The organism is Bacillus sp. M6-12 (assembly GCF_002860285.1).
Lineage (GTDB): Bacteria > Bacillota > Bacilli > Bacillales > DSM-1321 > Peribacillus.
In genome coordinates this window covers 48812-71448 of sequence record NZ_PGVF01000017.1, presented here as the reverse complement: position 1 = coordinate 71448, position 22637 = coordinate 48812, and the positions used below count along the sequence as shown (strand labels likewise).

At 40.7% G+C, this 22637-nt stretch carries 23 protein-coding genes and 1 riboswitch; of the genes, 6 read left to right on the top strand and 17 right to left on the bottom strand.

The genetic code is table 11. The features are described from left to right. Positions 1–160: 160 nt before the first annotated feature. The 5 genes from CVD28_RS28910 to ribD form a co-directional block, all read right to left on the bottom strand. The gene (locus tag CVD28_RS28910) at positions 161–289 is read right to left on the bottom strand and encodes an RAxF-45 family protein (RefSeq protein ID WP_257985931.1); all 129 of its coding nucleotides are present in this window, start codon (positions 287–289) and stop codon (positions 161–163) included. A 133-nt stretch (positions 290–422) separates the two neighbouring features. Then, positions 423–890, bottom strand: a complete 468-nt coding sequence (ribH, locus tag CVD28_RS19810; RefSeq protein ID WP_101595704.1) for a 6,7-dimethyl-8-ribityllumazine synthase — start codon at positions 888–890, stop codon at positions 423–425. A 13-nt stretch (positions 891–903) separates the two neighbouring features. Next, entirely contained in the window at positions 904–2097 is a 1194-nt protein-coding gene (locus tag CVD28_RS19805) for a bifunctional 3,4-dihydroxy-2-butanone-4-phosphate synthase/GTP cyclohydrolase II (RefSeq protein ID WP_101595701.1), read from the bottom strand. A gap of 17 nt (positions 2098–2114) precedes the next feature. Further along, positions 2115–2753 carry a riboflavin synthase gene (gene ribE, locus CVD28_RS19800; RefSeq protein ID WP_101595698.1) on the bottom strand — a complete coding sequence of 213 codons (639 nt, stop codon included), beginning with the start codon at positions 2751–2753 and terminating at the stop codon, positions 2115–2117. A gap of 9 nt (positions 2754–2762) precedes the next feature. After that, the gene (gene ribD / locus CVD28_RS19795) at positions 2763–3845 is read right to left on the bottom strand and encodes a bifunctional diaminohydroxyphosphoribosylaminopyrimidine deaminase/5-amino-6-(5-phosphoribosylamino)uracil reductase RibD (RefSeq protein WP_101595694.1); all 1083 of its coding nucleotides are present in this window, start codon (positions 3843–3845) and stop codon (positions 2763–2765) included. Between the two features lie 161 nt (positions 3846–4006). After that, positions 4007–4136: riboswitch (FMN riboswitch) on the bottom strand. Between the two features lie 497 nt (positions 4137–4633). Between ribD and CVD28_RS19790 the strand changes: the two genes are divergently transcribed. Together CVD28_RS19790 and CVD28_RS19785 are read left to right on the top strand one after the other, a co-directional pair. Next, positions 4634–5257: a nitroreductase family protein gene (locus CVD28_RS19790; RefSeq protein ID WP_101595690.1), complete on the top strand. Its 624-nt coding sequence runs from the start codon at positions 4634–4636 to the stop codon at positions 5255–5257. Positions 5258–5649: 392 nt separating this feature from the next. Then, entirely contained in the window at positions 5650–6108 is a 459-nt protein-coding gene (locus tag CVD28_RS19785) for a DinB family protein (protein WP_101595732.1), read from the top strand. 61 nt (positions 6109–6169) lie between these two features. Here the strand turns inward: CVD28_RS19785 and megL are convergent, their stop codons facing one another. The 9 genes from megL to treP form a co-directional block, all read right to left on the bottom strand. Continuing rightward, positions 6170–7363, bottom strand: coding sequence for a methionine gamma-lyase (gene megL, locus CVD28_RS19780; protein WP_101595686.1), 1194 nt, complete (start codon positions 7361–7363; stop codon positions 6170–6172). 404 nt (positions 7364–7767) lie between these two features. Beyond that, on the bottom strand, positions 7768–8943 hold the full coding sequence (locus CVD28_RS19775) for a DEAD/DEAH box helicase (RefSeq protein ID WP_101595683.1): 1176 nt from the start codon (positions 8941–8943) through the stop codon (positions 7768–7770). Between the two features lie 193 nt (positions 8944–9136). Beyond that, positions 9137–10090 carry a DUF4097 family beta strand repeat-containing protein gene (locus CVD28_RS19770; protein WP_101595680.1) on the bottom strand — a complete coding sequence of 318 codons (954 nt, stop codon included), beginning with the start codon at positions 10088–10090 and terminating at the stop codon, positions 9137–9139. After that, a complete protein-coding gene (locus CVD28_RS19765; protein WP_101595677.1) occupies positions 10087–10635 on the bottom strand; it encodes an HAAS signaling domain-containing protein in 549 nt (182 codons plus the stop codon). Before CVD28_RS19765 ends, CVD28_RS19770 begins: the two co-directional genes overlap by 4 nt. An 11-nt stretch (positions 10636–10646) precedes the next feature. Beyond that, positions 10647–10952, bottom strand: coding sequence for a PadR family transcriptional regulator (locus tag CVD28_RS19760; protein WP_101595673.1), 306 nt, complete (start codon positions 10950–10952; stop codon positions 10647–10649). A gap of 451 nt (positions 10953–11403) precedes the next feature. Continuing rightward, positions 11404–12867, bottom strand: coding sequence for a sodium/proline symporter PutP (gene putP / locus CVD28_RS19755; protein ID WP_101595666.1), 1464 nt, complete (start codon positions 12865–12867; stop codon positions 11404–11406). Positions 12868–13108: 241 nt separating this feature from the next. Continuing rightward, the gene (locus tag CVD28_RS19745; protein WP_101595660.1) at positions 13109–13669 is read right to left on the bottom strand and encodes a general stress protein; all 561 of its coding nucleotides are present in this window, start codon (positions 13667–13669) and stop codon (positions 13109–13111) included. Positions 13670–13930: 261 nt separating this feature from the next. Further along, positions 13931–15607 carry an alpha,alpha-phosphotrehalase gene (treC, locus tag CVD28_RS19740; RefSeq protein ID WP_101595657.1) on the bottom strand — a complete coding sequence of 559 codons (1677 nt, stop codon included), beginning with the start codon at positions 15605–15607 and terminating at the stop codon, positions 13931–13933. Between the two features lie 104 nt (positions 15608–15711). Next, entirely contained in the window at positions 15712–17127 is a 1416-nt protein-coding gene (treP, locus tag CVD28_RS19735) for a PTS system trehalose-specific EIIBC component (protein ID WP_101595655.1), read from the bottom strand. Between the two features lie 364 nt (positions 17128–17491). Between treP and CVD28_RS19730 the strand changes: the two genes are divergently transcribed. Together CVD28_RS19730 and CVD28_RS19725 are read left to right on the top strand one after the other, a co-directional pair. Next, a complete protein-coding gene (locus CVD28_RS19730; RefSeq protein WP_101595652.1) occupies positions 17492–18574 on the top strand; it encodes a M20 family metallopeptidase in 1083 nt (360 codons plus the stop codon). A 191-nt stretch (positions 18575–18765) separates the two neighbouring features. Then, positions 18766–19332, top strand: a complete 567-nt coding sequence (locus tag CVD28_RS19725) for a 3D domain-containing protein (protein WP_101595648.1) — start codon at positions 18766–18768, stop codon at positions 19330–19332. A 174-nt stretch (positions 19333–19506) separates the two neighbouring features. Here CVD28_RS19725 and CVD28_RS28245 read toward each other — a convergent pair whose 3' ends face one another. Further along, positions 19507–19653 carry a hypothetical protein gene (locus CVD28_RS28245; RefSeq protein WP_180954241.1) on the bottom strand — a complete coding sequence of 49 codons (147 nt, stop codon included), beginning with the start codon at positions 19651–19653 and terminating at the stop codon, positions 19507–19509. A gap of 372 nt (positions 19654–20025) precedes the next feature. Here CVD28_RS28245 and CVD28_RS19720 point away from each other — a divergent pair, with 372 nt between their 5' ends. Further along, positions 20026–21336, top strand: a complete 1311-nt coding sequence (locus tag CVD28_RS19720; RefSeq protein ID WP_374702554.1) for a dicarboxylate/amino acid:cation symporter — start codon at positions 20026–20028, stop codon at positions 21334–21336. Between the two features lie 213 nt (positions 21337–21549). Further along, positions 21550–21684, top strand: coding sequence for a hypothetical protein (locus CVD28_RS28905; protein WP_257985930.1), 135 nt, complete (start codon positions 21550–21552; stop codon positions 21682–21684). An 11-nt stretch (positions 21685–21695) separates the two neighbouring features. Here CVD28_RS28905 and CVD28_RS19715 read toward each other — a convergent pair whose 3' ends face one another. Both CVD28_RS19715 and CVD28_RS28240 read right to left on the bottom strand, forming a co-directional pair. Beyond that, on the bottom strand, positions 21696–22247 hold the full coding sequence (locus CVD28_RS19715) for a histidine phosphatase family protein (protein WP_101595642.1): 552 nt from the start codon (positions 22245–22247) through the stop codon (positions 21696–21698). Between the two features lie 163 nt (positions 22248–22410). Next, positions 22411–22554, bottom strand: a complete 144-nt coding sequence (locus CVD28_RS28240; protein ID WP_180954240.1) for a hypothetical protein — start codon at positions 22552–22554, stop codon at positions 22411–22413. Between the last annotated feature and the right edge of the window lie 83 nt (positions 22555–22637).

The following is a 22637-nucleotide window of genomic DNA, read 5'->3' as shown; positions in this document are numbered from 1 at the left end:
AATATAAAAAAAGCCATAGGCAAGAAGATTCCTGCCCACGGCTTCAGATAAAAAAGCGCAAGCGCAGACGGCGCAGGAGCTTTTTCGGACGAAAAAAGAGAGCTTGCGGCTCCCTTTTGTAATCGCTATGATCATAAAAGCGGGTGAAAGAGACCTCTTATCATTCTGTAATCATTATGCAATTGTTTAAAAAGGGCAGACTTCTCCCTTCAACAAAAACATCATGAAAAATTGCGCGGCAAATGTACATGAAATCAAGCCATTGTTCGCGCAATACAGAATGAACCATCTCTTTCACCTCCTTTAAATTAGTTGTTTTTCAAAATTATAAGAATATTATTGCATGCCATCTAATTTTTTGCAATAAACAACTGCCCATATGATAATCATTCAGGTTTTAGTATGTACCAAAACCAAAGAAATTACCCGATTGCTTTTTGCAAATTAGCCATTTCGATAGCTGAAACTGCTGCATCATAGCCCTTATTCCCGGCCTTTGTCCCTGCACGTTCAATTGCCTGTTCTATGTTTTCAGTTGTAAGAACTCCAAAAATAACTGGTACACCTGTTTCTAGGGAAACCGAAGCTATGCCTTTTGCCGCTTCATTACAAACATAATCATAATGTGTCGTGCTGCCCCTAATTACGGTGCCAAGACCAATAACCGCATCATACTGCCCGGTATTCACCAATTTTTTTGCAATAAGAGGCAATTCAAAGGCTCCCGGAACCCAAGCAACATCAATATCATCTTCAGATACACCATGGCGTTTTAATCCATCCATTGCTCCTCCTAGCAGCTTACTGGTAATAAGTTCATTGAAACGCCCCACTACAATTCCTACTTTAAGCCCTGAACCTACTAAATTACCTTCAAATACTTTTCCCATAATAATTTCCTCCTTAAAAAGTGAACAAATGCCCCATTTTTGATTGTTTGGTTTTCATATAGTTTTCATTATCCTTTTCAAATGGCATCTGGATTGGCACCCGTTCTACGATTTCCAGCCCATAGCCTGTCAGTCCTGATATCTTTTTAGGATTATTGGTCAAAAGACGCATTTTTTGGACACCCAGATCGCGCAGGATCTGTGCCCCGATTCCATAATCACGGAGTTCGGCAGGAAAGCCAAGCTTCTCATTTGCTTCCACGGTATCATAGCCTTCCTCTTGAAGCTCGTATGCCCGCAGCTTATTCAAAAGACCGATGCCCCTTCCTTCCTGACGCATATATAAAAGCACACCATTTCCTTCTTGTTCAATCTGGGCCAGCGCGGCATGGAGCTGTGGACCGCAGTCACACCGATGTGAGCCAAAAACGTCTCCTGTCAGACATTCAGAATGAACTCTCACAAGTACGGGTTCCCCCTGCTTCCACTCACCTTTCACAAGAGCCACATGTTCCCTGTTGTCCAGAGGATTTGAATATCCGACTAATCGAAATTCTCCAAAGGACGTCGGCATTTTAACAGTTGCTTCCCTTTTCACAAGCTGTTCATTCTTATGCCGATATCTGATCAAGTCCGCAATAGTAATCATTTTCAAATCATGCTTTTCGGCAATCAGCTTTAAATCAGGCACCCTTGCCATAGTACCGTCTTCCTTCATAATTTCACAGATGACGGCTGCAGGCGCTGCACCGCAAAGCGTGGCCAGATCTACGCCAGCTTCTGTATGCCCTGCCCTTCTTAATACACCGCCTTCTTTAGCAACTATTGGGAAGATATGTCCCGGCCTCTTAAAATCAGCGGGAACGGAATCCTTCTTCAGTAATTCCATAATTGTTAGCGAACGTTCAGGCGCACTGATCCCTGTCGTGGTGTTCTTATGGTCAATGCTGACAGTAAAAGCTGTTCCCATGTGGTCTGTATTATGTTCGACCATAGGCATCAATTTTAATTTAGCAGCCATTTCTTCTGTGATGGTCGTGCAGACCAGACCACGTCCGTGAGTCACCATAAAATTAATAACTTCAGGAGTGGCTTTTTCTGCCAGAGCAATAAAATCGCCTTCATTTTCCCGATCCTCATCGTCTACAACAATAATAATTTTACCGTTCTTTAAGTCCTCCAGCGCTTCGTTAATTGTGTTAAACATATGTTTCACCGCCCCTTTTAAAATCCATGTTCTGCAAGAAAATCCATGGTTAATGTATTCTTTTTTTCTGTTTGTTCCATGGTTCGAAAAATGTATTTTCCAATCATGTCTGTTTCAACATTGACAATATCCCCAGCCTGTTTCATTCCCAGGACAGTTTCCTGATGTGTTAACGGAATTAATGAGACAGTGATTGTATTGCCCTCCAGTCCAAAAATGGTCAGGCTTGTTCCATCAAGTGCAATAGAGCCTCTTGGTATACAGTTCTTAACCAGTTGGTCACTTAATTCAATTACATAATAGACAGCATTTTCTTTTCGTTCTTTTTTTAAAATGGTTCCAGTTCCATCCACGTGCCCGGTAACAAAATGGCCCCCAAATCTACCGTTCGCACTCATAGCACGTTCGAGGTTGACAGATGATCCCGCCTTCAAGCTTTGCAAAGACGTGGCTCTTACAGTTTCAGGCATCACATCCACAGTAAAATCCTTTCCGCTGAACGAAGTAACAGTTAAACAAACACCGTTTACCGAAATGCTGTCGCCAAGATTTATATCTTCAGTAATTTTGCCAGAGGACAATGTTAACACCATGCTATTGGCACCCTGCCGAATGGCTTTTATTGTTCCTATATCTTCTATTATTCCTGTGAACATTGTTTCACCTTATTTCAGTTTTGAAGTTATCTTAATATCTTCTCCAAGCTGCTCGATCGATTCGAAGGATAGCTGAAAGGCTTCGTTCATGGTCATTACCTGAAGGTCGCCGATCATGTTTGCAGCTTCATTTCCTCCAATTACTTTTGGCGAAATATAAGTTATGATACGATTGACAGCACCGCTTTTTAAAAAGCTGGCATTAACCTGCTGGCCCCCTTCAACATAAATCGAAGTAACTCCTTTTTCAAAAAGCATTTCCAAGGTATTCTCTATTCGAATTTTAGGAGAAATCATCTTTATAACTTTAATATTGTCACTTTCATATTGGGCTGCCTTCTCATCAGCTACTTCAGAACCTGTTATGATCCAGGTAGGAGCTATTCCATCGGTCAGCACATTGCTATCTCTGGGTATCTTTAAAGTAGTATCAAGAATAAGCCGGATAGGCTGCTTTTCAGAGGCCTGACTTCGATTTGTAAGCCTTGGGTTATCCCTTAGAATTGTATTGGCCCCGACTAATATCGCATCGTGCATTCTTCGGTCATTATGGACGTCCTGCCGGGAGATTTCTCCGGTTATCCATTTACTATCCCCCGTTTTTGTAGCTATTTTCCCATCTAATGTAATGGCTTGCTTCATAGTCACAAATGGAAGGTGGTTTGACATGTTATAAAAAAACACTTCATTCAGCCTGTCTGCTTTTTCAGCAAGGACACCGACAGTTACCTCAATTCCCGCTTCTTTCAGCATTTTAAGTCCTTTCCCTGAGACGTGAGGATTAGGATCTTGGGAGGCTATAATAACCCTTTTAATGCCTGCTGCAATAATTGCCTCCGCACAAGGAGGAGTTCTTCCATAATGGCTGCATGGTTCGAGCGTAACATATATGGCTGCTCCCTTTGCCTTTTCACCAGCCATCCGCAGTGCATGGACCTCAGCATGGGGTTCACCAGCTTTCAGGTGGGCACCCATTCCGACAATTTGGCCGTTATTTACAATTACAGAACCAACAACCGGGTTTGGAGCCGTTTGCCCTCTGGTAGCGGACGCCAATTCCAGTGCCACGTTCATATAAAACTGCTCATCCATCTTTCCCCCCCTCTCTAATTTGTTAACCTATTTTCCGGTTACAAAAAACCCCTTAGGCATTCCTAAGAGGTTAAAGGGAGAATATGGTTTAATTTGTACAGCTAAATAAGCCTACCTTTTGATTTTTTTCAAAAATAGGCTGCTGTAATAAAACAATTCCATACGTCCTTCTCCCATCCAGACTATACTGTCGGCTTTGGATTCACACCAAATCCTGCCTATAAAGGCTCGCGGGCTTAGAATTGCTTCATCACCGCCGGTTGGGATTCACACCCGACCCCGAAGGACTGCTTATTAAAAAAAAAGTTTCAGAAATCAAGAGCATGTCTCATCGCTAATAGAATGATCTGGAGATAAAAAGTACTTTTTCCATGACAATGAGGTACTCCTGATTGGTTTGGATTTTATCACTTTACTGTTTTAAATGCAATGAAATAAAATCAGGGAGAAAATTATAACCGCTTTTAATAAGTGAAATTACCCTACTCCTGTTTAATTAATAACTGGTAAATCCAATAATTTTTGATGTTTCCCAAGATAATTTGATATGTGTTAATACAAGGAGTAAAAGGAAAAAGTCTTGCTGCCAAACGCTGCAGAACCATCCGCTGTTTTAATATCCGCATCTTTAAGTACAACAATGCATTATTGCCGCCCCAGTTCTAACGCCACGATAAAAAATCCCGCCATCTTTTATTCTTAGAAAGAAAAGGAACTGGCATTTTTACGGTTTTTGCTATTAGAATGGGCACAATATCTGAGTAAATAAGATAAAAGGATGGGATAACATGACGGGTAAAACGACAGAACAGACAATTTCTGTTCAAGAAGCCATTGAGTCACGCCACAGTATTCGTAAATTTAAACAGCAACCTATAGACGAGCAAGATCTTCAAAATATTTTTGAACTTGTGCGACTATCCCCAAGTGCATGGAATCTTCAACCATGGCGCTTTTACGTGGTAACAGATGATAACCTTAAGAACAATCTTGAAGAAGCTGCTTATGGACAAAAACAGGTTACATCAGCCCCAGCAGTAATCGTAGTAACTAGTGATATGGAAGATATCCTCGAAAATATTGCAGAAACTGTCCACCCGGGTCTTTCTGCCGAGCAAAAAGAAGAAGAAGTAGCCAATTTATCAGCCTTCTTTAATGGTATGACTGTTGAACAACGTGGCCAATGGGCTTTAACTCAAACGAACATAGCATTCGGTATCCTGATGATAGCTGTTCAAGGGTATGGGTATTCAAGTAATCCGATGCTAGGATTCGACCAAGACAAGGTAAGGGAATTATTAGAACTTCCTAAACATGTGCAATTCGCAGGAATCCTTCCCATAGGAACACCTGATAGTGAAGGCTATCCTCATCATCGATTTGATCTGAAAAAGATTGTTAAATTTCACTAAGTCTAAGTTTGGTGAAGGAGTCAGGAAATCTTTTCCTGACTCCTTTATTTTTCTTTTAACTTTTTCTGATCATTTTGAACGATCATTATAATGCTCCTCTTCATCCAAAATCGTTTTCATGAATGGATATACTCAAAACATTACTCAAGAAGCAGCACTAATTTTCATGATTAACACGGTGAAGCGATAACCTATCCTTCGACATAGAAGGTTTTGTTCAAACGGTTGAGCTGGCTAATTAATACATATGAAATTAGGAACACCCTTTTTATCGTCATTTATGACATATTTCATTAAAATAATCTAAATATTTTTTCTACTATCTACTTAAATCAGTTAAAATTTTAAGGTGGAAATTTATGAAAATTGCAATGATTGAGGAGGCACGAGAAATGTTAAAACGGCATGAAGTTCTATTTAATCAGCTAAACGAATATCGAAATGGTTTGCTGGCAGGCATTGACTCCATAACGGAAGAGATGGCGGACATCGTTCCTAAAGGATTTAACAACAACATCCGCTGGAATTTGGGACATGTTTATTTAGATCAATATTTATGGATCCAGCATCTTACAAAAGAGCCTATCCATTTACCGGATGGCTTTAAGGAAAGCTTTGGATTTGGAAGCCGCCCGTCAGATTGGAAATCCATACCGGCTTCATTATCTGAATTAAAACAATTACTTTCTGAACAGCCGCAATTTATTCTTAAAACATACGGCGAACGGCTTGAAAAAGAGTTCCCCCTTACAGAATCCGGCATGCATACCATTGCCCAAGTATTGGTTCGGACAATCTTTCATGAAGGGCTGCACATTGCAAATATCCAGGCAATAAAAAGATTTATTTGAACCGTAATTATAAATAAAACAGGGGGCGGTAAAAGAAGAATACTTCTGCCGCCCCTTTTATTTATTTATTATTTCCAAGTGAATCTAAGGCCTGCTTTAAATCCTCCCAAATATCTTCCCACGATTCAAGTCCAGCCGATAGACGCAGCAGTTGGTCAGTGATCCCCATGCTCTTCCTTGATTCTTCCGGTACGACCGCGTGTGTCATTGTTGCCGGGTGCTGGATTAAGGATTCTGCGTCTCCAAGACTAACAGCGATTTTTATTAAATTTAACTCATTCAGCAGTTTTTGAGCATCCATCTTAGTCCCCGCTATTTCAAAGGAAATCAGGCCGCCGCCTTTTGTCATCTGATTTGCTGTAATTTCATAGTCTGGGTGCTCCCTGTCTCCCGGATAATAAACATTCCGGACCATAGGATGGCTTTTAAGCTCATGAAATATTTTCTCAGCATTCGCTGTATGGCGATCCATGCGTATTGGCAGTGTTTTTATTCCGCGCAAAAGGAGCCACGCATCAAAAGGAGAGAGAGTTCCTCCAATATCTTTCTGGGTGGTCATTGCTACGCGGCTGATAAATTCGCGGGTTCCCGCTACAAGTCCTGCAACCACATCACCATGGCCGCAAATATATTTTGTCGCGCTGTGAAGCACAATGTCACAGCCAAGCTCCAGCGGTCTTTGCAGGTAAGGGGTCGCAAATGTATTATCGACAACTACAGGAATGCCATATTCCTTGGCTGCCTTGGCCACCATCTGAAGGTCGACCATTTGCATCGTAGGGTTTATCGGTGTCTCCACGTAAATACAGACCGTTTCTGGCCTAATCAGCGCTTTAATTTCCTCCTCGCTTTTCATTGGACAGAAATCATGGATAATATTATATTTTTCCTGCAGCATTTCAAGCAGGCCAAATGTACATCCATACACCCCCTGTGAGCAGAGAATATGGTCATTTGCTTTCGTTAAGGCTACTAAAACAGCGGACACTGCAGCCATTCCAGAACCGAAAGCCAGCCCGCTCTCCCCATTTTCCAGAATGGCGATCCTTTCCTCCAATGCTTTTACGGTTGGATTTCCCAGCCTGGAATATATAAACCCCTCTTCTTCCCCAGCGAATCGTTTTTCACCTTGTTCCGCAGTTTCAAAGGTAAAGGTTGAAGTCTGATATATCGGTGTCGCCAAGCTTCCATGATGATCTCTTGAATCATAACCTTCATGAATAACCGCCGTTTCAAATTTGGTATATCTTTTCATTAGGGTCCTCCTCTTTTTCTCTAATCTATCTTTATAGTATGTTATACATCTCTTTAATGGAAGCGTTTTCATTTATTAGCAGCGACCCGGCTTACCACCTCGCAAAAATATAACTTAGCTGAATATAAAAGTAATTGTTGAGGTATAAATTCACATAAGGAATGCTTTTAAAATAATACGAATGCCATGTAAAAATGAGTTTAACCCTAGCCCATCCATGGAAAATAGAATAAGCAGTTAAGCAATGCTAACAAAATAAAACGTTGTGAGCAAAGCTAACCGGCACTAATTCCTAAGTGATTTTATATTTTAATTAATTAGTTTTTCTTATGCATCTCCGCCACTTTTCCATAGAAAAAACCCAGCCAAAAATCTTTAGCCGGGTTTCAGTAAAATATATTCAATCAGCGGCCGCTCTTGGGACTTTGCTTCTTATTAAATGCGGTCCTCGGCGGCCTTATGTCAGCAATTTCTCCCTTATAAAGTGTTTTTTCACTGACTGTAATATTCAGTTCTTTAGCAAATTGCTTCAGTTCTCTTACTTCCCGTTCAGTTGCTATTGAAATTACGGTACCAGAAGCACCTGCCCGGCCTGTGCGGCCTGAGCGGTGAATATACTGATCTGCATTATGCGGGAGATTTACATGAATCACAGCTGATAAACTTTTTATATCCAGCCCTCTTGCGGCTACATCGGTCGCTAAAAGCAATGGGAACTTTCCTGATCTGAAATTCTTTAGGGCCGCTTCCCTTTCACTTTTTTTGGTTTCAGCATGGAGAACAGCCAGCTCAATACCATTGAATTGCAGCTTCTCACTAATAACATTTATTTCTCCAATGTCATTTGCGAATGCCAGCCCTTTCATCCCATTCACCCTGGATAGCTTTTCAAGAATTTTTATTTTATCTCTCGGCTCACATAAAATATAAACGTGGTCCACTTTAGAAGGAATATTTTCATCCCTGCCAATACGGATAATTTCCGGTTCAACGGTTAACTCTCTTGCAATTTCCTCAGTCTTTGGCGGCAGTGTTGCAGAGAAAAGCAGTACCTGGCGTTCCTTTAATGTTGACTTGATTATATTGCTGATCGTACTCAGATGTTCTGGGACAAGAAGCTGATCGCCTTCATCAAGAACAATTGTCTTAACTTCATGCATTTTGATTTTCTTCTGCTGAATTAATTCAAATACCCGTCCTGGGGTTCCTGCAATAATTTGCGGCCGCTTTTTCAGCTTATCAAGCTGCCTTTTTGGATTAGCCCCGCCAATAAAAGACGCACCGGTTATGCCGCTGTCCCCGGCCCAAATCCTGATTTCCTCACTGATCTGCATCACAAGCTCCCTTGATGATGCCAGGATGACGGCTTGGACATTTTGCTTTTCCGGGTCGATTTTTTCCAGTAAGGGCAGCAAATAGGCAAGGGTTTTGCCGGTTCCTGTAGGTGACTCAGCAATTAAGTCATTCCCTTGCAGAATAACAGGAATGGCTTTCGCTTGAATAGGCGTTGGATTTTCGAATGCCGCACTTTCCCAGCCTTTATGTATAAATGGTTTCAGATCCTTTATTATTTCGTTCATACACTTCTCCTTCTATATAGCAAAACTGCTTCGTAACTTTATAAATTTCCATTTTTATTCTACCCTGTTTTATCCAAGTTGACACGAATCTGTTTAATATTATCACATGTACAAGCACAATTCCTTAAAGTTCAAAAGAGTACACGTTTCATAGGAAGCATAAAAACCTTGCAGGATGCAAGGTTCAGCTTTCTTAGTTTATTTCAAAGTCTCCCGAGCTTGTTTTTACTTTAATGACATGCTCACCATCACCCACTTTTCCTTCGATTGAATGTTCTGATTTCTCATCAAAACTCATTCCATCCAAATTTGCCTTTCCATCTCCTGAGCTGCTGCTGAAATTTAATACAGCTGATTGCGGTGCCTCCACAAAATCCATTTCAATATCTCCGCTTGTAGCTTCTGCATTAACATGATTTACTAACTCCTTTGAGGCAAAACGAATATCACCTGAGGAAGATTTCACGTTAATCGCACCTTTAAGATCATCAATGATTATTTCACCCGAAGAAGAGCTTAGGCTGTTCTCTTTTGCGTCTGAATTCTTTAGATTAATATCTCCGCTGCTGACGGAAACAGAAAGCTTTTGAGCCTTATTGCCAGTTCCCTTGATATCTCCGCTTGATGCATTTAGAGAATAGGTAGTTTCTGCAATGCCGTTAGCCGCGGCAATGTCACCTGAAGAAGAATGCAAATCAATCACTTTCGCCTCCAAATTTTTGAAATCAATGTCTCCTGAAGACGTGCTGATTGCAATTGATTTATATACCTTTTCCGGAACTCTAATATGAAGCTTTACCCTTTGAATCTGAGGAGCAATGCTGATCTTCATCTTATTCTTCCGTTGTACCTCTACAAATAAGGTGTCGCCGTCTTCTTTGACTTCCATAGTAAAATCATTTTTTAATTTTTGAGAAACCTCACCTGTCAATTCTATGGATATATCCTCCTGGTCTGCCGAAGCTAGGAAAACGTCTGTACTTGGTGATTCTACCTTGACAGAGGTAATTTTCTTTCCATTCACTTCTTCCTTTTTATCAATCCCCACTGTATTGAACGAGAATCCATTCCCTGCATTGACTGTCAATACTAGCCCGACAATACCTACAATTAAGGTTGCTAACGCACCATACACAAACTTTCTCATACTGCCTTCTCCCCTTTAATAATTCTGGAATTCATTTTTATATATTTTAAAATCAAATTGTATAGAAACTTTCCTAGCGAAACAGCACCTGCACCCAATAGTACTCCAAGGCTGCTTAATGTCAGGGCTGTAAAAAATCTTACAGTATATTCATCAGTAAAATATCCGGATGTAAGAATTGCAAGCGGTGAAAGTGTAAAGGCAATCGCAACTGCACAAAGCGCAATATACACCCCGACAATGGTAAGGACGGGTCCAAGAACAAAAATAAGATTAAGAAAGCTAAGTGATATCACTGCCACCATTGCTCTTGAGACGTTTTTCACTGATTTTTCACTTTCCGCTTTGGAAATGGTGTAATCCGTCAATAAATCCTTGAGAATTTCCTTTGGGCTTCCTAATTCCTCGCTTAGTTCTTTATAAGTCCTTCCTTCCGCAAAACCAACTTCAAAATGCTCCTTGAAATCATATAGCATTTCCTCCCGGTCTGTCTCAGGTATATGCCGTAAACCAGCCTCCAATGTATTAAGAAACTCATTCTTCATCAATTAACCCCCTATTCAACAAAATAATTAACTGCCTTCGAAAATAGCCGCCACTCAATAATAAGTGTTCTCATATGTTCCTTTCCTTTAGGAGTCAATGAGTAGTACTTTCTTGGTGGACCTTCCGATGATTCAGCGAGATATGCGGTCAGAAAATCCTCCTTCGTTAGGCGCCGCAACAAAGGATATAGCGTTCCCTCAGCCACTTCAATCTTCCCGGAAATATTTTGAGCCAGCTCATAGCCATATTGGTCTTTGCGGGAAATCAAGACTAAAACCAGCAGCTCCAATACTCCCTTTTTAAATTGTATATTCAAGATGTAACCTCCTATTAAGAAAAGCGCAAGCGCCTGGTTAGCCCCGACACGCATAAGACAAGCGCTGACAGAAGGCGCTTTTTGCCTTCCGAAGCGCTTGGCTTATGACCAAGGTTGTAACGGCACTTGGTTACAACACTCGAGGGGCTGGGCGCTAGAGCTAGACATCTGGTATTGGTTGAAAAAGTTATACTCTTACCTAATAAAAACTTTACATTCCTAAATCACTTAGAAAAAAGTATTGTTCACTACTGAATAATAAACAATAGTGATTCAAAAATTATTGGTTATACTTTCCATACTTACTGTATAACACACTAGTGAATAATGCAAGGTAGTAATTAAAAAATTATAGTACAAATTTCCCCCTCAGAATTATTCCTGGAGAAAAAAGCTGAATACTGTTCTTATACCTTGAACAGAATTCAGCTTCATTAATGAAACTATTTTACTACGCCAGCTTTTTCACTGCTTCATCAAACTCGTTTTCAATTTGTTCAGATGGTTTCGGAGTTGCCAGACTGACCACAATAATGAAAATCGCACCAACAATAAAACCTGGGATAATTTCATATACATCTGCAAACTTTTCGATCATCTCCCAGATAATAACGGTTGCAGCACCAGCTATCATTCCTGCCAGTGCACCTGCTTTTGTCATCCGTTTCCAGTACAGGCTCAGCAAAATGATCGGGCCAAATGCGGCGCCAAAGCCAGCCCAGGCATAGCCGACAAGGTCCAGGATCGTTTTACTCGGGTTCAGTGCCAGAACCAAAGCAATTAATGAAACTCCAAGCACAGAAAGTCTGCCAACCAGTACAAGTTCTTTATCAGAAGCCGAACGTTTTACGAAGGCTTTATAAAAATCCTGTGTAAGGGCACTGGACGTCACCAGAAGCTGCGAAGCTACTGTACTCATTACTGCTGCAAGAATTGCTGCGAGCAGAAATCCGGTGATCAATCCAGGAAACAGCTGTTCCGAAAGAACAATAAAGACGGTTTCTGGATTCTCAAGCTTCCCGTCGCCCATACTGAAGTAGGCGATTCCAAAAAGTCCGGTAATCATTGCTCCCACAATCGAAAAGATCATCCACGCCATTCCGATCCGGCGTGCGCTTTTCATTTCCTTTACTGACGTAATAGCCATAAAGCGAACAATGATATGAGGCTGTCCGAAATAGCCAAGTCCCCAGGCCAGCAGCGAGATGATTCCAATTGGTGTGGCACCTTCAAAGGCCTCAAGCAATTTCGGATCAATTGAACGGATCTCATTAAGGGTCGTATCCATCCCTCCGATATTAACCAGAGCGACGATTGGTACAAAGACGAGAGCAATTACCATAATCGTTCCTTGAACAAAATCTGTCCAGCTAACTGCGAGAAAGCCGCCAAAAAGTGTATAAAGAATAACAACACCAGCAGTCAGCCAAATTCCCCACACATAATCCATATTAAACGCGGTTTCAAATAATTCTCCCCCGGCAACCATTCCAGAGGAAGTATAAAATGTAAAAAATACTAAAATAACAAGTGCAGATGTAATCCTTAAAATACGTGAATGATCTTTAAAACGGTTTTCAAAATAATCTGGAATAGTTATTGAGTTGTCTGCAACCTCTGTATATGTTCTTAGACGAGGTGCAACATATAACCAGTTTAAATAAGCACCAAGGGTAAGTCCTACCACAATCCAGCCGCTGCTGAGCCCGCTGGCATACATTGCGCCCGGCAATCCCATAAGCAGCCAGCCTGACATATCCGACGCTCCTGCGCTGAGGGCCGTGACCGCAGGACCAAGGTTTCGGCCGCCAAGCATATAATCTGATAAATCGGCCGTTCTTTTATAAGCAAAGTAGCCAATAACCAGCATTCCAATCATATAGATGCTGATAGAAGCAATAACACCATAATCCATCCCTTTTCCTCCATATGTTTTTATTAAAACTATGTACTAAAAGTAGATTAGCAGAAAAAAAAGTGTTTGTTAATAATGGAAGAGACTCTTTTCATAATAATTTAAAGAGTATGAATATTATTTTAAAAATAAAAAAGGCTGTTAATGCATTGGCCTTTTTGACCCCCTCTTCCGATTGCAGGAAAAGAGAGAACAAAAAACCATGCCTAACAGCCACAATTACATATATCCGGGATATTGACTAGCGGCGCATTGAGCCGTCGCCGCCAAGGAATCCGCCATCTGTTCTATCACCTAGTCTATCCCTGTCTCTTCCAGTTGTAAGATTTTCGTCCATACTGTTAAATCTCAAGGATGATTCATCCCGTTTTCCATCAGGATCAACCATTACAAGGATTTTTCCAGACTTTACATCGGATTCATAGCGTCCTGCATCCTCTTCAGGAATCCCCATTCCAACAAGTGCACCCGCCAAGCCGCCGGCTCCTGCTCCCGCAGCTGCCCCTGTCAAGGTTGCTGCAATCGGCCCTGCAGCTACAATAGGTCCAATTCCCGGAATAGCTAGCGCCCCAATACCCGCAAGCAAACCGGCCACACCGCCAAGAACTCCGCCTGTAGCCGCACCTGCGGCTAACCCTTCTTCTGTTTTAGTATCTGTTGCATCATTAACTTCTGCCACTTCATCGCGGTCCTTTGCCACCACTGAAATATCGTCTCGGTCATAGCCCTGTCTTTTCAAGTCCTCAATAGCACGGATTGCTTCATCACCATTGTTATAAACTCCTACTACTCGTTTTTCCATAGTAATCTTCCTCCTTGCATTTTTATTGAACTCAATATGTACATACCCCTATTTCAAAAGAGTCTAACATTTCGTTTCTATTACATTTATAGAAGGATAGCTTTTCAGAAGAACGCCAGGCAAGTCTGTCGGAGCCGCAGCTACTTTTGAACGAAGGTGTTGCCGATGCGACTTTCCATGTTGTGAATGCTGCTTTACAAGCAAAAAAACCCTGCCAAGCAGGGTTTAAAACAACTGGCTTATTCAGCTTCTAGAGCGTGATTATTTCTTTTTAAAATGATAAACAACTGATTCGTATGGCCGGAGGGTGATTTCATTTTTAAAACCCTCGGAATCACTATAATTGGAAATCAGGATGCTGGAATTATATTCGTCAAGGTTTAGATCAAGCGGGATTTCTGCGCTTGATTCTTTACCGTAAAAATTATTGATAGACAATAAAATTTCATCGTCCATTGTTCTGGTGTATACAAACAGTTCTGAATGGTCACGAAGCAGAAGCTCGTAATCCCCATAGGTGATGATATTGTGTTCTTTTCTAAGGGCAATTAACTTTTGATAATGGTAAAACACCGATTCTGGATCCTTCATGGCTGCTTCCGCATTTATTTCCGGATAGTTTCCTGCAACTGGGAGCCAAGGTGTTCCTTCCGTAAATCCAGCATTTACGGAGTCATTCCATTGAACTGGAGTCCGGGAATTATCTCGCGATTTCCGCTTGATAATATCCATGATTTCATCGTTTGATTTGCCCAGGTCCTTCATGATTTTGTAATAATTCAGCGTTTCGACATCACGGTAGTCTGAAATTTCATCAAATTTAGGATCGGTCATCCCGAATTCTTCGCCCTGGTAGATGTATGGTGTACCTTGCATCATATGGATGGTGGTTGCCAGCATTTTAGCTGACTCTTTATGGTACTTTCCATCATTTCCATATCGTGTGACGATACGCGGCTGATCATGATTGCACCAAAACAATGCATTCCAGCCTCCACCTTTATTCATTTCCACCTGCCATGTTGAGAGAATATCTTTTAAGGCAAGAAAATCAAAATCTCCTACCGCCCATTTCTCGCCGCCAGGATAATCGACCTTTAAGTGATGGAAATTAAAGGTCATGCTTAACTCCTGCCGTTCCGGATTTGTGTACTTAATGCAATGGTCTATTGTTGTAGAAGACATCTCACCAACTGTCATGCCGTCATATTTAGAAAATACATTTTGGTTCATTTCGTGGATGTATTCATGGACACGCGGTCCATCAGTATAAAATCTTCGGCCGTCTCCCGGCGGAACATCACTAGGGAAATCCTGCCTTTTTGAAATAAGGTTAATAACATCGAGCCTGAACCCATCGACACCCTTTTCGAACCAGAAGTTCATCATTTCATAAACAGTATTCCGGACCTTTTCATTCTCCCAATTTAAATCGGCCTGAGTTATATCGAATAAGTGCAGATAATATTCTCCTGTTTCCGGGTCAAGCTGCCATGCAGAACCGCCAAACTTGGATACCCAATTGTTCGGCTCTTTTCCATCCTCAGCCGGCTCCTTCCATATATAATAGTCCCGGTATGGATTGTCCTTTGATTTTTTTGCCTGCTGAAACCATTCATGCTCTGTCGATGTATGGTTCACCACAATGTCCATAATAATTTTGATTTCTCTATCATGGGCTTCATTCAGCAAACGGTCAAAGTCCTGCATCGTTCCAAATTCTTCATGAATGGAATAATAATCACTGATATCATAGCCATTATCCCGCTGGGGAGATGAATAAATCGGTGTCAGCCAGATTACATCTACACCCAGTTTTTTTAAATAATCAAGTTTGTCAATGATTCCCTGGATATCTCCCACACCATTTCCAGTGGTATCGTTAAAGCTTTTTGGATAGATTTGATAGACTACCGATTTCCTCCACCATTCCTTCATATTAAAAACACCGCCTCTGTATGTTTGAAAAAATTGATCCACTGGCCTCTGAAACCCATTGTAATAATCTGTTCTTTTAAATAGCCAATGAATTTAATCAATTACTATTGTTCCTTTTTGAATCTTGCTAATATCAAAGTGAGCACAAACGGAACTACAATCGCAATAGCCATACCTATAAAGAACGGTACCCATTTTTCTGGCACAATAGAGAAAAATGCAGGCAGGCCTCCGACACCGATGGAAGGTGCCATGACCTTATTGACTGTGATAAAAATGGAAGCTATTGCTGATCCTGCCATAGCAGCAAAGAATGGATATTTGAACCGGATATTTACCCCAAACATTGCTGGTTCAGTAATTCCTAAATAAGCAGAAATCGCTGATGACAAGGACAATCCCTTAACCTTTTCATCACGTGTAACAAACATCATCGCCAGAGCAGAAGATCCCTGAGCAATATTTGAAATCGCAACAATGGGCCATAAAAATGTCCCGCCGATTGTTCCGATTAACTGAAAATCAACAGCCAGGAAGGTATGGTGCATACCTGTAATAACCAATGGAGCATATAGAGCCCCATAAATAAGCCCGCCAATTGCCGGCACTGTATCAAAAATACCGGTAAAAACAGATGTAACTGCATTTCCTAAAGCAAAAGTAACCGGTCCGATTACGATAAACGAGAGGAAACCAGTAACAAGCAAAGTAATGGGAGCAACAACTAAAAGTTTAATCGTGTCTGGAACACGTTTATTAAGAAATATCTCAATCCTCGCCAATAAATAGGATGCAAATAGAATTGGCAAGACCTGTCCTTGGTAGCCTACCTTTTCTATCTCAAATCCGAAAAGATTCCATGCCGGTATCTTTCCTTCCTCCTGTGCTGCTGCATATCCCCAGGCATTCAATAAGTCAGGATGGACCAGCATCAGCCCTAAAACAATCCCAAACAGCGGGCTGCCCCCAAATCGTTTTACAGCAGACCAGCCTATCAGGGCAGGAAGGAAAGTAAAAGCTGTATTGGCAATCAGATTTATGATCCCCGCAAAATCACTCCATTGCCGATGAACTTGAACTACCGATTTATCATCGTAAAAAATTCCGGGTCCAGTCAAAATATTATTAATTCCCATTAATAGACCGGCCGTAACAATTGCCGGCAAAATAGGGATAAAGATATCAGCGAGTGTTTTTACAGCTCTCTGAAGCGGATTCAGGTTTTTTTCAGCCGCAGCTTTTGTTTCTTCTTTTGTAGCAGTGTCTAAATTTGCAACCGACACCATTTCCTTATAAACCTCATTAACTGTTCCTTGTCCAATTACAACCTGGAATTGTCCATTTGTAGAAAACGAACCCTTTACTGCTTCTATTTTTTCTAACTCTTCTTTATTTACTTTATCTTCATCAGCCAAGGCAAAACGAAGACGTGTCACGCAATGTGTTGCGGAAGCAATATTCTCTTTACCGCCAATTGCTGCTACAATTTCTTCGGCTGCCTGCCGGTAATTTTTCGCCATTAACAATCCCTCCTATGATACCGTTTTCATTATAATGTCATGTAAGTGTTAAGACAGACATCATGTATATACAAGTTTTTTTGCATTGTTAGTTTATCTTGTATATACAAATCAGTCAAGAAATACAGAATTCGGTTTCTTTTTCTACTTTCTCCAAAAAAATAATCTTAAACCTCATGATTTTTTTCTCCCATAGAAAGGTAAAGGGTTATCATACGCAAATACAATGCTTTTCGCTTTTTTGTTGAATTAACCAAGGGATAGGGTATATACATAGTAGTAGTCTTTCTGGCAGTCCCGAAATCAACACGGCTTAATGCAGGAGGATCGCAGGGAAATATTCTTTCAGGAGGTTTTGTTAGAAATGCTATTGGATTTACTAAAGGACCTGATCTTGATCGATAGTTCAAATAAAGATGGAGCAAATGAAGCAGTGGAATACTGCGTTGAATGGCTTTCCAAGAGAGGCTTAGAGGTAAAAACAATTGAAAATAACGGCCATCTGATGCTGGTATGTGAAATCGGAAAAGGTAATAAGACGATAATCTTCAATGGCCATGTTGATGTGGTCAGCGGCAAAGCGGAACAGTTTTTTCCAATCGAACGAGACGGAAGGCTCTACGGGAGGGGTTCTGCAGACATGAAAGCCGGGGTAGCGGCCATGATGTGTGCCATGGTTCAGCTAAAAGATAAGGATTTGCGCGTGAAAATCCAGCTCCATATTGTATCTGATGAAGAAACGGGGGGCTTTAATTGTACAGGCTATCTTGTGAAGCATGGTTATCTCGGGGACTTTGCTATTTGTTCTGAGCCAACTCAGCTTGGAATTGGGCTTCAGGCAAAAGGTGTTCTTAGGCTGGAAATCACGGTCCATGGGAAACCGGCTCACGGGAGCAGGCCTTGGGAAGGTATCAATGCCATCGAAAAGGCCTGGTCTGTTTATGAGAATATTAAGCACCTGCCTTTTGCTGAAGAAAACAGCCCATTCTATAGTTCTCCCTCGATAAATCTTGCAAAAATTTATGGGGGCGATGTTTTTAATAAGGTTCCTTCCAAATGTGTGCTAACCTTTGATATCCGGTTCCTCCCGACACAGGATAAGGATGAAATCATAAAACAAATCAAGAGTACTACAGATGGAGAGGTGCTCGTAGACATGTTTTCCATGCCGGTTAACACCCAGCCTGATGATCCCTATATAACGCTCCTTAAGTCCATTATTGATAAAAACTCAAATATTGAAACACGAATGTTTGGCCAGCATGGTTCTGCTGATACTGTCTTTTACGCCGCATTTGGTATCCCAGCCATTGAATTTGGTCCAACGGGCGGGAATTGGCATGGAGATGAGGAATATGTAGAAACAGAGTCATTAATTGCATACAAAAATATGCTTGTGGATTATTGTCTGGAATTTACAGTTTCGGAGGTACATCAAAACACTTAAAAGGTAGGCCCTGCGGAAACGCGGGCTTCTTTTCTGCGAACTTTTTAAACAATCGATTAACCTTGTAACTAACTTGTAATATAAAACACGACAGTTTGAAACACTCCTGTTACATTAGTCTGGTATTATAATCCTACGATTGAAGGTTATGGTAGTAAAGTCCCATGATAGAAAGTAAAGGAGATTCTATTTTGAAGAAACTATTACTCAATGTCACAGCAGCTATTTTAGTAACATTTGGTTTTACCGGGATGGCTTCCGCAAGTTCAAGTACATATCAGGTAAAAAGCGGTGATACTTTATGGTCAATTGCCAAGAAAAACGGACTTACAGTACAGCAAATTAAAACATGGAATAAACTTACATCAGATAATATTAAGCTTTCTCAAGTTTTAAAGCTTACACCTGGCGACCAAAAAGCAGCACCTGTAAAACCTGCAGCTAAGCCAGCAGCTAAGAAAGTCGCATATAAAGAGCTTACAATGACAGCCACAGCTTACACTGCATCCTGCAAAGGCTGCAGCGGAATTACTGCTACCGGGCTAAATTTAAAAAAGAACCCTTCCATTAAAGCAATTTCAGTTGATCCGCGAATTATACCATTAGGCTCTAAGGTATATGTTGAAGGCTATGGATACGCAGTTGCAGCGGATAAGGGCCACGCAGTAAAGGGCGGCAAAATTGACGTATTTATTCCAAATAAAGCACGTGCCCTCCAGTGGGGAGCCAAGAAGGTCAAAGTAAAAGTATTTTATTAATACATTAAAAGAAGCTGCCAATCGGCAGCCTTTTTTTATGAGATCTCAATTTTCAACCCGGACTAATCCTCTTATTCAGAGTTCCTACTTTTGTTCGGAAAAGGAAATCGAGGTACATCTTCGCTTCCAGCTGAATGTTTAATCCTTTCACAGGCATTTCATACGAAAAGTCTTCTACTGCAGAATTTCTCCCATAATCCTTCTTAATTTTCTCAAAATTTGTTCCTTTGCTTCATCAATATCCAGGTTTTCGCTGTTGGCCTCATTAATAAAGCCTAATACATGTTGGGATAATGTTTTCTTGAATTTGCTCTTTTTCAAAAAGGAATTTAGCTCCTAACATTTGCTCTGCTTCATGGTTTTCCAACTCGATAATTGTTGTGATATTCAAACATCTTACCCAGCCTTTTTGCTTTGTTACCCTGATTATAGCATCCATCACACCGCAGAAATTTGACAGGAATGGCACATTTGGGGCCAAAAGTTTTATCTCGGCTTTTCCCATGACCAAAAAGACCAAAATGAACATTATAACCTAAAGGCTGTCTTTTCCGAAATTTCTGTTATTATGAATCAAAGAACTAAAGAAAGCGCTCTCATTAATGAGCACGCGAGCCTTTAACAATTAACTTTTGTTTGCCTTGGCTCACAGCTTATGTAAGACACCATTGCCCGTTGCAAACTTATTCTTTTATTTTAATAACATTGAAAAGGAGAGGAAAAAGCTTGAAAATTTTAAAAAATTTAACTGTTCAGGTAGTCATTGGAATTATCCTTGGTATTATCGTCGGCTTTATGTTCCCAGCATTCGGTGAACAACTAAAGGTTCTGGCTGATGTATTCATTAAGCTCATAAAAATGGTTATCGCACCAATCGTGTTTTTCACTGTCGTAATTGGAATCGGCGGAATGGGCGACATGAAAAAGGTCGGCCGCATCGGCGGAAAAGCCCTTCTATATTTTGAAATTGTTACTACCTTTGCACTTGCTATCGGCATCCTGGTTGTTAATATCGTTAAACCAGGCGTAGGATTCAATAAAGACGCCGTTGAAGGCGGAGATGTATCCCAGTTTACAACAGCTGCTGCTGAAACAAGCCATGGCGCAATCGAGTTTATCGTAGGAATCATTCCTGACAATATCATCGCTGCAATGGCAAAAGGCGAATTGCTTCCTATCCTATTCTTTGCCGTATTGTTCGGTCTTTCCATGGCTGCCATGGGTGAAAAAGCTAAACCAGTTGTATCCCTTTTTGAAAAAATGGCTGATGTATTCTTCGGAATCGTTAATATGATCATGAAGGTTTCCCCGATTGCCGCTTTTGGTGCAATGGCTTACACAATCGGCAAGTTCGGTGTCGGATCACTGGTTATGCTCGGAAAATTAATGGGTTCTGTTTATATCACAATGTTCTTGTTTATCGTTATCGTGCTTGGCTTGATTGCTAAGTTCTATAAATTTAACATCTTTAAATTCATTGCCTATATCAAAGAAGAAATCCTTCTTGTATTAGGTACCTCTTCTTCCGAGTCTGCTTTGCCTGCTATGATGAACAGACTTGAGAAGTATGGCTGCTCCAAATCTGTTGTAGGTTTGGTTGTACCAACAGGCTATTCCTTTAACCTGGATGGGACATCCATCTACCTATCCATGGCTGCAATCTTTATTGCCCAGGCATACGGAATTGATTTAACAATCTGGCAGGAAATTACATTACTTGGTGTACTAATGCTAACTTCTAAGGGTGCAGCTGGTGTTACTGGTTCAGGTTTCATCACACTTGCAGCTACACTTGCCGCTTTCCCTATGATTCCAGTTGAAGGAATTGCATTATTACTTGGGGTTGACCGTTTCATGTCTGAAGCACGCGCCATCACTAACCTGATTGGTAACGGTGTCGCTACAGTAGTAATCTCTAAAACAGAAAACGAATTCCATCCGGAAGTTACTACAGGCGGTCAGGCAATGGCAGGTTCTGTTGCCAAGAAAATTGCTCTTAAATAATACTAAGCCTTAAATCAATAAGTTATAGAGAACCAATCCTTATGGGTTGGTTCTTTTAGTTAATAAACTATTAAAGAAGAATTTCCTCGAATTATTAAGCTTGCTTAATGACAATTAAGAGAAAATGATAAGAACCTTTACAAGAGGGAACAATAAAATATCAAATTAGTTCAATCCTTTTATTCAAGATCTCGATGCTGAGGTGAAGGAAATGTGGGGAAGATGGCATACAATTCGGGGTTTCAAACGGCTGTCGCTTACCATCCTTTAGCAGTATGGCTCCGTCCTGGCCTTGGGACATTATTAAAGCAAGACTTTAAAATGGCTGCAAAAAAGTACAGAAAATGAGGGAAAATAGATCAAGATGATTTTCCTTCCCCATTTTTAAAAATATATAGTTTCCCATTATCAGCTGTTCTGAATTTCGGACCGGTAAAGCCCCTCTTCATCAATTCCTTTCTCATGAACATCATGACCCCGCCATGGCTGACAATCAGCACATTATCATCCTGCTCGAGAACCTTATCCAGAATCATGTTTATCCGCCTGGAAACATCCTTTTTACTAAGCGGCTGCGATTTATGGTTAAACAGCCAAGCAATTCTAATAAAAAGTAAATGGACCGGCAAAGGAAGCCTAATATTTTTTCGAAAAAATGGGGAAAGTGGAATTTCCCTCAATTCTTCCAAGAAAATAATTTCACCTTCAAAGGCCTTTCGAGCTGTTATTTCGGCCCTTGACAAATCACTTGCATAGCATATATTCCATTTGATATCGCATAAGTCAATCTCATTTTCTTCTACATCGGAAGCATCATACTCTTTAATCCACTGCATTAATTCCGCAGATGTAACTATTTTGTTTGGGTATCCTCTTGTCACCTTAAAATGGCGTAATAATCCAATCTTCATTTTTTTCACTCCACACTAACTAATTTGAACCTATAAAAACTTTACCATAAATACCCATTGTATCTGTAGATAAAAGTTTCTAATTACGGCAAAAAACTCCTTAATACTAAGGAGTTCAAGTTTTAATCAAAAAATTTAAGAACAAAACAGATCATTATATTTTCTACTCGAGGATATCAAAATCATCCGGATTTTTTTCATCCTGGATTCCTCGCTTGGAGTCAAGTTCTGCTTCCTTCTGCTTGGATGCGTTTTGGACAACGTTTCCTTCAGCATCATATTGGATTTTGTTTTTTTCGTTTTCCATTATTCAGCACCTCCTAACGTATTCCTTTTTAGAGTGCCAATAATCGTTAATTCTAATCGCATATTAGGAAGTTTTTCTCGGTT

Excerpts from the sequence above, each read along its gene's own strand:
- CVD28_RS28910 (WP_257985931.1), bottom strand. The coding sequence starts at position 289 with ATGGTTCATTCTGTATTGCGCGAACAATGGCTTGATTTCATGTACATT.
- ribH (WP_101595704.1), bottom strand. The coding sequence starts at position 890 with ATGGGAAAAGTATTTGAAGGTAATTTAGTAGGTTCAGGGCTTAAAGTA.
- CVD28_RS19805 (WP_101595701.1), bottom strand. The coding sequence starts at position 2,097 with ATGTTTAACACAATTAACGAAGCGCTGGAGGACTTAAAGAACGGTAAA.
- ribE (WP_101595698.1), bottom strand. The coding sequence starts at position 2,753 with ATGTTCACAGGAATAATAGAAGATATAGGAACAATAAAAGCCATTCGG.
- ribD (WP_101595694.1), bottom strand. The coding sequence starts at position 3,845 with ATGGATGAGCAGTTTTATATGAACGTGGCACTGGAATTGGCGTCCGCT.
- CVD28_RS19790 (WP_101595690.1), top strand. The coding sequence starts at position 4,634 with ATGACGGGTAAAACGACAGAACAGACAATTTCTGTTCAAGAAGCCATT.
- CVD28_RS19785 (WP_101595732.1), top strand. The coding sequence starts at position 5,650 with ATGTTAAAACGGCATGAAGTTCTATTTAATCAGCTAAACGAATATCGA.
- megL (WP_101595686.1), bottom strand. The coding sequence starts at position 7,363 with ATGAAAAGATATACCAAATTTGAAACGGCGGTTATTCATGAAGGTTAT.
- CVD28_RS19775 (WP_101595683.1), bottom strand. The coding sequence starts at position 8,943 with ATGAACGAAATAATAAAGGATCTGAAACCATTTATACATAAAGGCTGG.
- CVD28_RS19770 (WP_101595680.1), bottom strand. The coding sequence starts at position 10,090 with ATGAGAAAGTTTGTGTATGGTGCGTTAGCAACCTTAATTGTAGGTATT.
- CVD28_RS19765 (WP_101595677.1), bottom strand. The coding sequence starts at position 10,635 with ATGAAGAATGAGTTTCTTAATACATTGGAGGCTGGTTTACGGCATATA.
- putP (WP_101595666.1), bottom strand. The coding sequence starts at position 12,867 with ATGGATTATGGTGTTATTGCTTCTATCAGCATCTATATGATTGGAATG.
- CVD28_RS19745 (WP_101595660.1), bottom strand. The coding sequence starts at position 13,669 with ATGGAAAAACGAGTAGTAGGAGTTTATAACAATGGTGATGAAGCAATC.
- treC (WP_101595657.1), bottom strand. The coding sequence starts at position 15,607 with ATGAAGGAATGGTGGAGGAAATCGGTAGTCTATCAAATCTATCCAAAA.
- treP (WP_101595655.1), bottom strand. The coding sequence starts at position 17,127 with ATGGCGAAAAATTACCGGCAGGCAGCCGAAGAAATTGTAGCAGCAATT.
- CVD28_RS19730 (WP_101595652.1), top strand. The coding sequence starts at position 17,492 with ATGCTATTGGATTTACTAAAGGACCTGATCTTGATCGATAGTTCAAAT.
- CVD28_RS19715 (WP_101595642.1), bottom strand. The coding sequence starts at position 22,247 with ATGAAGATTGGATTATTACGCCATTTTAAGGTGACAAGAGGATACCCA.
- CVD28_RS28240 (WP_180954240.1), bottom strand. The coding sequence starts at position 22,554 with ATGGAAAACGAAAAAAACAAAATCCAATATGATGCTGAAGGAAACGTT.